General features: G+C 48.0%; 13 protein-coding genes. 6 read left to right on the top strand and 7 right to left on the bottom strand.

Annotated features, from left to right (window positions below):
- Positions 1–339 precede the first annotated feature (339 nt).
- From gltX to ACI0FR_RS06880, 3 genes are all read left to right on the top strand, one after another.
- On the top strand, positions 340–1,761 hold the full coding sequence (gltX, locus tag ACI0FR_RS06890) for a glutamate--tRNA ligase (RefSeq protein WP_374830826.1): 1,422 nt from the start codon (positions 340–342) through the stop codon (positions 1,759–1,761).
- A 204-nt stretch (positions 1,762–1,965) separates the two neighbouring features.
- Entirely contained in the window at positions 1,966–3,258 is a 1,293-nt protein-coding gene (gene gltA, locus ACI0FR_RS06885; protein WP_374830824.1) for a citrate synthase, read from the top strand.
- Between the two features lie 172 nt (positions 3,259–3,430).
- A complete protein-coding gene (locus ACI0FR_RS06880) occupies positions 3,431–4,390 on the top strand; it encodes a heparan-alpha-glucosaminide N-acetyltransferase (protein WP_404905959.1) in 960 nt (319 codons plus the stop codon).
- A gap of 4 nt (positions 4,391–4,394) precedes the next feature.
- On the opposite strand, the gene ACI0FR_RS06875 is transcribed toward ACI0FR_RS06880, so the two are convergent.
- Positions 4,395–4,784 (bottom strand): MerR family transcriptional regulator, encoded by a 390-nt coding sequence (locus tag ACI0FR_RS06875; protein WP_374830820.1) that lies wholly within the window; start codon positions 4,782–4,784, stop codon positions 4,395–4,397.
- A gap of 224 nt (positions 4,785–5,008) precedes the next feature.
- Here ACI0FR_RS06875 and ACI0FR_RS06870 point away from each other — a divergent pair, with 224 nt between their 5' ends.
- From ACI0FR_RS06870 to bfr, 3 genes are all read left to right on the top strand, one after another.
- On the top strand, positions 5,009–5,419 hold the full coding sequence (locus ACI0FR_RS06870; RefSeq protein WP_404905960.1) for a hypothetical protein: 411 nt from the start codon (positions 5,009–5,011) through the stop codon (positions 5,417–5,419).
- A 471-nt stretch (positions 5,420–5,890) separates the two neighbouring features.
- Positions 5,891–6,202 carry a (2Fe-2S)-binding protein gene (locus ACI0FR_RS06865; RefSeq protein ID WP_374830816.1) on the top strand — a complete coding sequence of 104 codons (312 nt, stop codon included), beginning with the start codon at positions 5,891–5,893 and terminating at the stop codon, positions 6,200–6,202.
- Positions 6,168–6,650 carry a bacterioferritin gene (gene bfr / locus ACI0FR_RS06860; RefSeq protein ID WP_374830814.1) on the top strand — a complete coding sequence of 161 codons (483 nt, stop codon included), beginning with the start codon at positions 6,168–6,170 and terminating at the stop codon, positions 6,648–6,650. The genes ACI0FR_RS06865 and bfr overlap by 35 nt, the downstream gene beginning before the upstream one ends.
- Positions 6,651–6,705: 55 nt before the next feature.
- On the opposite strand, the gene lpxB is transcribed toward bfr, so the two are convergent.
- The 6 genes from lpxB to bamA are packed head-to-tail and all read right to left on the bottom strand — an operon-like array spanning position 6,706 to position 13,559.
- Positions 6,706–7,911 (bottom strand): lipid-A-disaccharide synthase, encoded by a 1,206-nt coding sequence (gene lpxB, locus ACI0FR_RS06855; protein WP_374830812.1) that lies wholly within the window; start codon positions 7,909–7,911, stop codon positions 6,706–6,708.
- A gap of 12 nt (positions 7,912–7,923) precedes the next feature.
- Positions 7,924–8,811 carry an LpxI family protein gene (locus ACI0FR_RS06850; protein WP_374830811.1) on the bottom strand — a complete coding sequence of 296 codons (888 nt, stop codon included), beginning with the start codon at positions 8,809–8,811 and terminating at the stop codon, positions 7,924–7,926.
- Entirely contained in the window at positions 8,798–9,634 is an 837-nt protein-coding gene (gene lpxA, locus ACI0FR_RS06845; protein WP_374830809.1) for an acyl-ACP--UDP-N-acetylglucosamine O-acyltransferase, read from the bottom strand. Before lpxA ends, ACI0FR_RS06850 begins: the two co-directional genes overlap by 14 nt.
- Before the next feature lie 6 nt (positions 9,635–9,640).
- Positions 9,641–10,114 carry a 3-hydroxyacyl-ACP dehydratase FabZ gene (gene fabZ / locus ACI0FR_RS06840; RefSeq protein ID WP_374830807.1) on the bottom strand — a complete coding sequence of 158 codons (474 nt, stop codon included), beginning with the start codon at positions 10,112–10,114 and terminating at the stop codon, positions 9,641–9,643.
- Entirely contained in the window at positions 10,107–11,162 is a 1,056-nt protein-coding gene (gene lpxD / locus ACI0FR_RS06835) for a UDP-3-O-(3-hydroxymyristoyl)glucosamine N-acyltransferase (RefSeq protein ID WP_374830805.1), read from the bottom strand. Before lpxD ends, fabZ begins: the two co-directional genes overlap by 8 nt.
- A gap of 51 nt (positions 11,163–11,213) precedes the next feature.
- Positions 11,214–13,559 carry an outer membrane protein assembly factor BamA gene (gene bamA / locus ACI0FR_RS06830; protein WP_374830803.1) on the bottom strand — a complete coding sequence of 782 codons (2,346 nt, stop codon included), beginning with the start codon at positions 13,557–13,559 and terminating at the stop codon, positions 11,214–11,216.
- Positions 13,560–13,689: the final 130 nt, after the last annotated feature.

Below are 13,689 nucleotides of genomic sequence, written 5' to 3'. Positions count from 1 at the left end.
TAAGAAAGATTTCCGCGCAGCTCTTTTAATAACGCACGCTCATCAATAGCAGGCGCAACCGTCTCATTTTGGTTCGTATTTGCCCCCCGGCCCAGCCCCGTTCCTCCCCTTAATCTGCCTCCGCTATATCATGCACGATTATAGAAAAACTTAGCCGCACGCCCTTGCGCACGATGCTACCTATGCTACATGAGCTTTATATAAAACCGAAGCCTATTCTTATATGCGCTTTGACCAGCGCTGATATTTGGGTCTGCGTTTTACAAAAAATCAAATTACCATGCAGCAGATTGCGAGCGATTATGCTATCTGTTGATAAAAAATTACAGCGGAGCTGTCATGTCCAAGCCTGTTATTACCCGCTTTGCACCATCCCCGACCGGTTATCTTCACATCGGTGGTGCACGCACTGCACTCTTCAACTGGCTCTATGCCAAAAACCGCGGCGGCAAAATGTTGCTGCGTATTGAAGACACCGACCGTGAACGTTCAACCGATGCTGCCACCACCGCTATTCTGGACGGTTTGACATGGCTTGGTCTGACATGGGAAGGCGAAGCTATTTCCCAATTTGAACGCGCGCCCCGTCACCGTGAAGTCGCAGAAGAGCTGGTTGCCAGTGGCAAGGCTTATTATTGTTATGCCACACCGGAAGAGCTGGATGCGATGCGCGAACTGGCACGCTCCGAAGGCCGCCCGCCTCGTTATGATGGTCGTTGGAGAGATCGCTCGGCCGATGAGGCTCCTGAAGGCATCAAGCCGGTTATCCGTATTAAAGCACCGCAAACAGGTGAAACCGTTGTCGATGATGCGGTTCAGGGCGAAGTGCGCTTCCCGAACAAAGATCTCGATGATTTCATTATTTTACGTTCCGACGGCACGCCAACCTATATGCATGCAGTGGTTGTCGATGACCATGATATGGGCGTCACCCATATTATTCGTGGTGACGACCATCTCACCAACGCAGCCCGCCAGACTGTCATTTACAATGCCATGGGCTGGGATGTTCCGTCCATGTCGCATATCCCGCTTATTCACGGTGCGGATGGTGCCAAGCTTTCCAAGCGTCATGGCGCTTTGGGTGTCGATGCTTATCGCGCGATGGGTTATCTGCCGGATGCGCTTTGCAATTACCTCGCCCGTCTTGGCTGGAGCCATGGCGACGATGAAATCATGTCGATCGCGCAGATGATCGAATGGTTTGATATTGTCGACATTAATAAAGGGGCAGCGCGCTTTGACTTCCAGAAACTGGAAGCCATCAACGGACAATATATCCGTGCCCGCGACAGTGAAGAGCTGACCAACACACTGATTGAAAATCTGCCTTATTTTGAAGGTGGTGAAACAATGCTTGCCGCTCTTGATGAGCAAAAACGTGTGCAGCTTTTAGCTGCTATGCCGGGCCTGAAAGATCGCGCCAAAACATTGGTCGAATTGATGGAAGGCGCGCAGTTCTTGTTTGCTCAGCGCCCGCTCGCATTAGATGAAAAAGCATCGGCCATTCTCAATGATGAAGGTCGTGCCCTTCTCAAAGATGTTTTGCCGGCTCTGGAAGCAACAACAGAATGGACTGCCGCAGCACTTGATTCTACTGCGCGCGCATTTTCTGAAGCAAAAAACCTCAAACTTGGCAAGGTTGCACAACCTTTACGTGCAGCCCTAGTGGGAAAATCGACATCTCCCGGCGTTTTTGATGTGCTGGAAGTGCTCGGTCGTGAGGAAGCTCTGGGACGAATTCGCGATCAAATCGTTTAAGTTTGAAAAAATGGCCGCCAAACACGAAAACTTGCTGAAGTTGAAGCTTTTTAGCATTGCAACATTGGTTCTTTGGGATAGTTTGGCGGCCAGTTATTCACGAAGCAGACTAAGTGATAATTGGACAAACATGCACTTTATCTGCTTGAATAAGAGCCGCACCCAAGCGGCGACATAAGCAATGAGGACATGAAAGGAATACCGATGTCTGACAAGACAGCTAGTTTTACCCTCGACGGAAAAACCTTTGAGCTGCCGGTGCGAGCGGGCACCGTTGGTCCAAATGTTGTCGATATCGGTCCGTTGTACAAGAATGCAAATTCCTTCACATATGATCCGGGTTTTACTTCTACCGCATCATGTGAATCCAAAATCACCTATATTGATGGTGATGAAGGCGTTCTTCTCTATCGGGGCTATCCGATTGAACAATTAGCCGAAAATGGCGATTTCTTAGAAACCTGCTATCTTCTTCTTTACGGCGAACTGCCGACACAGGCTCAAAAAGCCGACTTCGACTACCGTGTGACCCGTCACACCATGCTCCACGAGCAGATGACACGCTTCTTCACCGGCTTCCGCCGTGATGCCCACCCAATGGCCGTAATGGTCGGTTGCGTCGGCGCAATGTCCGCCTTCTACCACGATTCAACAGACATTACCGACCCGCATCAGCGCATGGTTGCCTCCATCCGTCTGATCGCAAAAATGCCGACACTGGCGGCAATGGCTTATAAATACCACATCGGTCAGCCATTCGTTTATCCGAAAAACGATCTCGATTTCGCATCTAACTTCCTGCACATGTGCTTTGCTGTTCCTTGTGAAGAATACAAGGTCAACCCAGTGCTTGCCCGTGCAATGGATCGCATTTTCATTCTGCACGCCGATCACGAACAGAACGCATCGACCTCAACAGTTCGTCTGGCCGGTTCTTCCGGCGCCAATCCTTTTGCATGTATCGCAGCTGGTGTTGCCTGCCTCTGGGGCCCTGCACATGGCGGCGCCAACGAAGCAGCATTGAACATGCTTGCTGAAATCGGCTCTGTTGACCGCATCCCTGAATATATTGCGAAAGCAAAAGACAAGAACGATCCGTTCCGTCTGATGGGCTTTGGTCACCGCGTTTACAAGAACTACGATCCACGCGCTAAAATCATGCAGAAAACCACGCATGAAGTCCTGGCCGAGCTCGGCATCAAAGATGATCCGTTGCTCGACGTAGCCATGGAACTGGAACGCATCGCGCTGACCGACGAATATTTCATCGAGAAGAAGCTCTACCCGAATATCGACTTCTACTCCGGTATTACGCTGAAGGCTCTTGGCTTCCCGACCGAAATGTTCACCGTGCTGTTCGCCCTTGCCCGTACTGTTGGCTGGGTCGCACAGTGGAAGGAAATGATCGAAGATCCGCAGCAGAAAATCGGTCGTCCGCGTCAGCTTTACACCGGCGAAGCAGAACGCGATTACGTGCCTGTGGCAAAACGCAAATAAGTTTGAAAACAAAAAAGCCCCGGATAGTTTCCGGGGCTTTTTTACGTGTCTCACTTAAAATTCATCATGGTAATTGCAAGCTCCTGGTTGCGCTCTTTATCTGCAACATAGTGTCGTGCTACGAATAATCATTCATATTCCAGCAGCTTGCCAAGGCGGTTTTAATTACACCATGAGTGCCACAACCTCCCCCTCACGCCTCAATCGCATTGATATTGCGCGCGGCCTCGCCCTCATTGCAATGGCGATTTATCATACAGGCTGGGATCTGGAATTCTTTGGCTATATGGAACCCGGCACCGCATCACATGGCGGCTGGAAACTCTTTGCCCGTCTTATAGCCAGCAGCTTTCTCATTCTGGTTGGCTTCAGCCTTTATCTGGCCCATGGCAAAGCCATTCGCTGGCATTCTTTTGGCAAGCGCCTCACTATGATTGTCATTGCTGCTGCAGCAATTAGCGGCCTGACATATTATACATCACCAAATTCATTTATCTTTTTTGGCATTTTGCATCAAATCGCATTGGCGAGCGTGCTGGGTCTACTCTTCTTGCGTCTGCCTGCATTGCTCATTCTGCTTTTTGCATTGTTGTTTTTCATTGCACCCGATTATGCAAAATCTGATGTCTTTAATGCACCGCTGCTCAAATTTGTCGGTCTTGGCATCATCCCCCCCACATCCAATGATTATGTGCCACTGTTTCCATGGTTCAGCGCGGTATTGACCGGTATTGCTCTGGCGAAAATCTGCCAGACATATAACCTCAATGTCTGGCTTAAAAGCTCCGATAAAGAAGTACAAATTTCAAAGCCGCTCACTTTTATCGGCAAACATAGTCTGGCTTTTTACCTGATCCACCAACCGGTGTTGATGGCAATAATCTACGCACTCACCTTCATCTTGCCACCTGCCGGCCCTGAACGCGCATTTTTACAAGCATGTCAAAGCAATTGCACCCAACAAGGCGCACCAGAATTATGTGCCAAGTTCTGCACCTGTGTGACGGAAAATATCAATCAGAAAAATATCGCCAAGCAGATTTATAATGGTCAGGCGACGGAGGAGATGAGCCAATCTTTGCAGGAAAGTGCGCAATTATGCTCAGCAAAAACTTTCCCTGCACTTCAATAGAGGATTAAGTCGAAACACCAAGCTCGGCAATCCGCTCGATACAGATTTCTTCAATTCGTTCCAATTCACTCAGCGTTTCTTCAATATCGCGTTTTTTCTGCACCAGCTCTTCACGCTTGTCATTGACATGACGAACCAGCAATTTCAGCTGCTCGGTATCTGATGGCGGCTCGCTATACATGCGAATAATATCGCGAATTTCGGCAATCGAAAAACCAAGCCTTTTGCCGCGCAAAATCTGACGCAGCAAATGCCTGTCAGCAGGGCGAAATAAACGCGTACGACCACGCCTTTCCGGCTGCAATAAGCCTTCATCCTCATAAAAGCGCAAGGTTCGTGTCGAAATACCAAATTCGCGCGTTAATTCGGTAATCGTATAATACTCGCGCCGCAAAGCTTGACCTTTCGCCTGAAAATACCAATAGCTGGATTTACCAGCTGATATAGAAGAAGCAAAACTTCCTTTTACGTAATAGTCAAATTAAATCAATCAAAATGAACTTCAATTTTGAAAACTTGCACCGGTTAAAATTTTTTTGATAAATTACGATAAGGTGCCACTATAATTATACCCGATGCAGCCCAAGCCACATCATCTTCCCTTTTTTTCTGCATGCCATGAAAGATGTACTGATGCAAAGACCTGTCAAATGGACCATCGGCGGCCTGATTATTATTGCCCTCTTGGGCGCTACTCCTTTTATCATGCGCCCTTATGTAGAAACACTTGGGTTAAACTCGCTGAAACTGCTGGCGAAAGAAGGCGGCTTTTGTGAAACAGAAAATTGCGAGGAAGGTGTTTCTTATGTGATCGCTTTTCTTGAAACCAATTACGGCCTCAATGAAGAGCAGATAAAATGGTGCATGGGTGTGGATGAGATTTCCCATTATCAACTCCCAGTCGCTAATGGTTTAAAAAACGCACTAACCGATTTGATGTACCGCCGCTGTGGTAGTCCAATTCCGGATATGCAGGAGGACGAATTCCCGCCGGAAGATGAATCACCTCAGTCTGAACAGACTGACTAAAAAGACATAATGTCGGCTTATCTTGTTTCATGAATAAAGAATATCGGCCTCATTTTCGAAAAAACAGGCATATGAGGCAAAATACCACATGAGTAACTTTTAAATCTTTTGCCCCCTTTTGATGGCAAAGAATGCCGATTTATGACGTTAATATGGGCATTTAATTCAAGTTTAGATTTATTCTAAGTCTTTGTTTTTTAGAACAATTCCAAATCATTGTATTTGACAAGTTTTATAAAAATTCCGCATATAAGCCAAATTACAGATGAAACCTTTAATATTCAGGCCTTTACCCTGATCTATTGGAGGAACCAATGACTGGTTCTAAGTTTAAATTAAATACTCATAATAGAAAAATAAGTAACGCATTAAAATGCTTTGCTTTTGTAAATATTATTTTCTCATTGCAAATAGCATCTGGATCATATTTCCTTAGGAAACATGTGGCATTTACGGCAGGAGTACTTTGATATGCTGGTTTGCCATTGCAACTTTATTACGCAAAAACAAATTGAAGACACTATTATTGAACTTCTTGATGAAGATTGCTGGAGATTGATTGTGCCGGCAACAATTTATCATGCTTTATCACGCCGCGGCCGTTGCAGCGGCTGCTTCCCAAATGTTGTTGAAACGATCATAAAAGTCACTGAAGAATATCATCTTCGTCATAATCAAAATGATGAGAATGTGATCTTGTTCATTGATCAGGTCAGATCTCTACGTGAAAAATTTGGGAGAATAAAGCATGAAGGGCGAACCACAGGTCATCGAGCGGCTTAACGAAGCACTCTTTCTCGAATTAGGTGCCGTCAATCAATATTGGTTGCATTATCGTCTGCTTGACGACTGGGGCTATGCGCGTCTTGCAAAAAAAGAGCGCGAAGAATCCATTGAAGAAATGCAGCATGCCGATCGTATTATCGAGCGTATTATTTTCCTCGAAGGCCACCCGAACCTTCAGTCCGTTGCGCCGCTGCGCATCGGCCAGAATGTAAAAGAAGTGCTGGAATGTGATTTGCAAGGTGAAATTGATGCCCGCACATCCTATAAAAAATCACGTGAAATCTGCGATCAGCTTGGTGACTATGTGACCAAACAGCTTTTTGATGAGCTTCTCAAGGATGAGGAAGGTCATATCGACTTTCTTGAAACCCAGCTGGAATTGCTCGGCAAAATTGGCGAAGAACGTTACGGCTTGCTAAATGCCGCCCCTGCCGACGGAGCCTGACAGAAAATAAAAAAGCCGTACATGATATGTGCGGCTTTTGTTATTGTTTATTTTTTTAACGTGGAGCAGAAGCTAATTTAAGCACCACAGAGGCCGCCAGTTCACCGGATGACTGATCCGTTGCCATTAGCTCTGCAACCTCCTCAAAGCCTTTAATTTGTGCCTCCCTAACCGGCCCTTCAATCAACAAGCGCTGCAATTGGCGCGCCAAGGCACCCGGGCGCATATAATAATCAAAATATTCCGGCAAAATCGGCTCGTCGGTGATAATATTAGGCAGTGCCGCACTCCAAATGGTAATGCGCGGCAACAAAAACTGACGTGCAAACCAGTCGGTTTTATAAGCCAAGACTGTTGGCACCTGCGCCAAGGCCAATTCCAGTGAAACAGTACCGGAAGCCGCCAGCGCAGCATCGCTTTCTGAAAAAGCCAGATATTTAGCTTCATCACCAACAACGATTTTTGGTTTCACCGCCCAGTTTTTAGACTGCTCACGCACCATTGTTTCCAGATGCGGCAAAGTAGGCAAAACAGCCTCGACAGTTTCAAAACGCAGTGCAAGCTCTTTTAAGGCTTCCCCAAAAACCGGCATCAAACCTTGGATTTCAGAACGACGTGAACCTGGCAAAATCAAAATTTGACGTGGTGCAGCAGCATCACTTAACGCAGCGCGTTTCTTTTGTTTGGCACGTGCTTCCAATATCGGCTGCAAACCGGCAAGTCTGTGCCCGACATAAGTCGCATCCGGTCCGTGTAATTGCTTAAGCACATCCACTTCAAACGGCAAAATTGTCAAAACGTGGTCAATATAATCGCGCATTTCTTTGGCACGGCGCGGCCGCCATGCCCAAACTGTTGGCGCGATATATTTGACAATCGGAATGGAAGGATCTGCAAGGCGTACTTTTTTCGCCACACGATGAGTAAAGTCCGGACTATCGATGATCACCAGACAATCAGGTTTTTCAGCAACAATGGCCTTGGCTGTTTGACGGATACGCAAAATCAGCTTTGGCAGGTTTTTTAAAACAGAGCCTAAACCCATCAGCGAGATTTCATGCGGATTGAATAAAGTCTTCAATCCGCGCTCCTGTAAATGCGCACCACCGACACCGACAATTTCAACGAGCCTGTCAGTTTGCAGACGCAAGGCATCAATCAAATCAGCGCCAAGCAAATCGCCGGACTCTTCACCTGCAACAAGTGCAATTTTGAGAGGAGCAAGTTGCGATTGCGGACGTGTTATCACCTGCTTACTCATCAAAGTCAGACCTCATTCAGCTGGTGTTCGTACAAAAGTCTCAATAAAAAGGCCGCGCTTATTTGCCTCGTTAATCGTTTCCTGATAACCAAGCACAAAACTGCGCCCTGCTTCAACTGCAATTCCTGCCAAACCGGCTTTATCAGCATTGACAACTGTCATCACACCAATGGCCGGCAAATCCGCACGTTCTTCCTGTGATGGCTTGGCACATTTGACCAATACGCCGCCACGCGGAGGAATACGACCCGAAGCACGCAGTTCTGCCACACGCAGCAACATCAAATCCGTGCCTTCCGCCCCCTCAAGCGCTACCACACGACCACCAACAGCCACACCGCCCTGCCCGACATCAAGATCACCAAGTAAGCGTGCAGCCTCTGCGCCAAGGCGGATATTTTCCTGTTCGCGCTTGTCTGGATGAGCAATTGTTAAACATTGCGACGGCGTTGGCGAGAGTAAATCAGGCACAATTTCATGCGCCCCGATCACTTTTATATCATAACCTTCAAGCAAACGGATAAAAGCGCGCAGTAAAGCATCATCGCCTTTGCCCAAAGCACCGATAACTTTCGGCAAAGCACGTAATGTCGGCATATCAAAGCGCAAATCAGACAAATGCGGACGATTAAGCACCCCGCCAGCCAAAATGACTTGGCTGATATTGCGCGACTTCATGCCTTTAATAAATTTCGCAAACTCAACGATTGAAAGTTCCTGATGCTCGAACTGATAAAGCTCGGGCGCTGCCTCGCCTCGCAAGGCAAAGATAAATGGCGGATTGCCATTGGCAGACAAAGATTTTGCAACTTCAATCGGCAATAATCCGTTTCCCGCGATAATCGCTGTGCGCGGGGAAACGGACTGATCGGTAACGGGCAAACGATTATTGCTCGTCACCATTATCCTCATGAATTCCTTTTGCCGATTTAATCAACGGCGTGCAGAAAGCACGTTTTGAATCACTCGTGACGAATGCAATCAAATCGGCAACTGCATGGGAGCCTGCATAAGCCTCCGTTACATCTTTGGCACGTTGCTGCACCGGTTTAGTGCGATCAAACAACATGCGATAAGCGTGACGTAGCGCATGGATCTCTTTTCTTTCAATGCCTGAACGTTTCATGCCGATAATGTTCAAACCACCCAAATAGGCATGAACACCAATCACCATGCCGAATGGTATAACATCACCGGCAACGGCTGCCATACCACCCACAAAAGCATGGTGACCTATACGGGTGAACTGATGCACAGCAGAACCGCCACCCAAAATCGCCCGATGGCCGATTTCACAGTGGCCCCCCACCATTACATTATTGGCAAAAGTTACATGATCTTCAATGATGCAATCATGTGCAACATGTGCATAGGCCAGAAATGTACAATGATTTCCAACAATCGTACGGCCACGGCTGGTATCTGACCCGCAATGCATGGTCACGCCTTCGCGGATGGTGCAATGGGTGCCGATTTCCAATGTTGTCGGCCCACCGGTATGCTTACCGTTTTGCGGTTCACATCCAAGCACAGCATGCGGAAAGACTTGCGCATGAGCACCAAGTCTTGTCGCACCGGTCACGACAACGTGACTCATCAATTGAGAACCATCACCGATTACCGCGCCCGATTGAATGTGGCAGAAAGCACCGACTGAAACGCCTGCGCCAAGCTGCACCCCGTCTTCAACCAATGCGGTTGGGTGAATAATGGTCTCAGCCATAATTATTTACTCTTTCCCTTCTGGGACATGGGTCATGGCAGAAACTTCTGCTTCTGCAACCTTGACTCCGTCAACTTCAGCAACGCACTGGTATTTAGAGATATTACCGCGCTGTTTCAACTTGTTGACGTGCAATAATAATTGATCACCCGGAACAACAGGCTTACGGAACTTGGCATTATCAATGGTCATGAAATAAACCAACCCCGGACAGCCCTTTCCGCTCTCGAAAAGCACGATCGCGCCAGCTGTCTGTGCCATTGCTTCAATGATCAAAACGCCGGGCATTACAGGCTTTTCGGGGAAATGCCCCATAAAATGCGGTTCGTTAATAGTCACATTTTTAACGCCGGTCGCCGACTGGTCACCATTAATATTAATAATGCGATCAATCATTAAAAACGGATAACGATGCGGCAGTGCACTCAACAATTGGTGAATGTCTGCCGCTTCAAGCTTAACCTCGTTGATCTCAGTCATCAGAGGATTGCTCCTTCTTAGGTTGTCCAAAGCTGCGCAGGGTTGCTACTTCACGGAACCACTGCTTGATAGGTCGGGCGGGGAAACCTCCCCATTTTTCGCCATCCGGTATATCGCGCATCACGCCACTTGCCGCAGCAATCTGCACATTTGATCCGATAGTCAGATGGTCAGCCAGGCCGACACGTCCGCCCAGCATGGTCATGTCACCGATTGTCACGCTACCGGAAATCCCGCAATGAGCGGCGACAACACAGTAACGTCCAATTTTGACATTATGGGCAATCTGCACCAGATTATCGATCTTGGTGCCTTCGCCAAGAATTGTATCGCTCAAAGAACCGCGATCGATCGTGGTATTAGCACCCACTTCCACGTGATCCTGAATAATCACGCGACCCAATTGCGGTACTTTTTCAAGGCCGGCAGGCCCCGGTAAATATCCAAAACCATCTTGCCCGATGCAAACACCGGGATGCAAAATCACGTGATTGCCGATAAATGCATATTGCACTGAAACATGCGGAGCAATGTAACTGTGCCGGCCAATCTGGCAATGTGCACCAATAACCGCACCGGCGCAAATTCTGCTGCCCGATCCGATGGTTACACCTTTACCGACCACCGCCCCTGCTTCTACAGTCGCGCCCTCTTCAATCACTGCTGTTTGGTGAATATTTGCGTTGGGTGATACCCCCTCTTCCCCCATCCAGACTTCGGGAAAAGCAGCGGCTGGAAAAAGCTTGCGGCCCAGAAGGGCAAAAGCACGGTGCGGATGCTTGATAACCAAAGCTGCAATGCCTGAAGGCACTGAAGAAACCATCTCCTCGGTACAAAAAACACCTGCAACATGCAGATTTTTTAGCAAACCAATGTTTTTGTTGCCTTCAACAAAAACAACAGTATCAGCCGAAGCATTTTCAATGGATGCAAGGCGCACAAAAAAACGCGATGCCAACTGCATATCATGCAGTTTGGCACCGGTTAATTCAGCAGCGTCCCCGATAGTTACGGGACGATCAAGCGAGAAAAAAACAGGATCTGCCATCAAAACACTTTCTCTCCCGGCTCCATATGGCTCCGGGAGAAGGCAAATCGATCAGAACTTGCTCGAAATACCAAAGTTGAAGTTCTGTACTTTATCCGTAGATGCTTTGGATGTTGGTACAGCATAGTCGAAACGCAATGGACCAAACGGTGAAGCCCACATCAAGCTGAGACCGACAGAAGAACGAACCTTCTTGTCATCACCAAGTACACCTGATTCTTTCGAACCATAGAGCATTGCTGCATCAGCAAACACGGCACCACGGATACCAAAGCTTTCAGGGATCACCGGCATCGGGAACTGCAATTCAGCCGTTGCCTTCAGGTAGGTTGTACCACCCAGCCAGTAACGATCACCATTGCCTGCATCCTGATAAGGGCCCATGCTGTTATATTTGAAGCCACGGATCAGGTCCTGATCGTTCTTGAACAGGTCAAACATACGCACGCCATCGTCATTAAAGGCATGGATGTAACCACCACCGATGCCAAGCAAACCGATCAGATCTGCATCTTCATGCAACGTCTGATAATATTTACCGTCAAAGGTTGTTTTCAAGAACTTGGCATCACCACCAAGACCTGCAAATTCCTGCGTAAAGCGGGCAAACAGTCCATCACGCGGGTTCTGCCTATTATCGATGCTATCATAAACAAGCGAATAGCTGATCGAAGAACGCACCCACGGGCTAAGCTTTGCAGCTTCCCAAAGAGCCGGAGCATAATCAGCTTCAACTTTGTCTTTATCAAGCTTATATTTTTCCTGAACCAGATTATAGGAAATACCGGCTGAGAAATTATCTGTAACAGGCAGGCCAAAGCGGATCGAACCACCGGTCTGAGTCACATCATAATCACGGTCGACGCGGTGGCTGCGGCGGAAAAGATCAAAGCCTGCAGAAATACGGTTGCCGAGGAAATAAGGCTCTGTGAAGGAGAAGTTGTAGTTACGCATATCGTTCTGACCGATACCGGCACCAAAACGAATATACTGACCACGACCCAAGAAGTTGCGCTCGGTTACAGAACCTTCAACAGAAGCACCCGGCGTACCGCCACCGGTCGCATAACCGGCACCGATGGAGAATTCACCGGTTGATTTTTCCATCACGTCAACAATAAGCACAACCTGATCCGCTTCCGAACCCTGTGCGGTAGAAATATTGACGGACTGGAAGAAATCCAAACCTTCAAGGCGACGTTTTGCACGTTGGATCATCGCCTGATTGAAAGCATCGCCTTCATTAAGATCAAATTCACGACGAATGACATAATCACGTGTCTTATCATTACCGCGGATTTCAATGCGCTCTACATAAGCGCGCGGCCCCTGCTCGACATTGTAAACCACAGAGATTGTGTGATCGTCAAAGTTACGGTCACCGCGTGGTTCAACTTTTGCAAAAGCATAACCGTTACTGGCGACGCGATCAGTAATCGCCTCTACAGTTTTTTCAACGTCTTTGGCACTGTAATTACGGCCTGAACGTGTCGCGATCAAATTGTTGAGTGCTTCAGGCTCGATACCTTCAACACTGCTTTCAATCTGCACATCACCGAAAGTATAACGCTGACCTTCATCAACATTAATTGTGATGGTGTATTCATTCGTGGCTTCGTCCAGAACTGCTTCTGAAGATAAGACACGGAAATCAGCATAGCCGCGGTTGTAATAGAAACGACGCAACGCTTCTTCATCAGCCTGCAAGCGGCCTTCATCATAAATATCACTGCGCGTCAGCCATGACAAAGGATTAGACCGCTTGGTGGAGATCACGTCACGCAGACGACGTTCGCCATAAGCATTATTACCGACGAAATTGATATTAGCGATTTTCGTGCGGGTACCTTCGCCGATTTCATAAACGACGTTAACGCGTCCACTACCCAGATCAACCGTTCTGGCATTGACCGTCACATCGCTACGACCAACATGGCCATAGGCTGCCTTAATGGCTTCGCGGTCACCTTCCATGATGGCCGGATCAAAAGTGCTGCGCGGCTTCAACTGAACGGCACGTTCCAGCTGCGCATCTTTGACCTTCTTGTTTCCCTGGAAGAGAACGTTGTTTACGACAGAATATTCACTGACATGAACAACAAGCGCGCCACCGGACTGGGTGATTCTCACATCGGAGAACAACCCCATGCCGAACAGGCGTTTAACCGCTTCGTCCACATCTGCACTGGTATATGCCTTACCCGGACGGATATTGACATTATCACGGATAGTCTGCGCGTCGACGCGCTGATTGCCGCGAACATCAATACGGCTCGCAACAGCTGCCTGTGCACTTGCAACGGATGCCAGTGACACAACCGCAGAACCTGAGGCTGCCAGAGCCACGGACATGGCGATCGCAGATGCGGCGCCAAAGAATTTAGAACTTGCCGTCATGGGCTTTCAAAACCTTCGTTTATTTCTATCCCCGGGCGCGTTTCCCAGAAAATTCACATATTACCGTCATAGCTTGTTTTTACATACAAGCAAGTACGACAGTTAAAATCTGTTTACTTCATCGTCAACC

It is taken from the genome of Paenochrobactrum sp. BZR 201-1, assembly GCF_044987585.2.
Classification (GTDB): domain Bacteria; phylum Pseudomonadota; class Alphaproteobacteria; order Rhizobiales; family Rhizobiaceae; genus Paenochrobactrum; species Paenochrobactrum pullorum.
The sequence above is the reverse complement of the archived record's forward strand: the minus strand, read 5'-3'. Positions and strand labels throughout refer to the sequence as shown.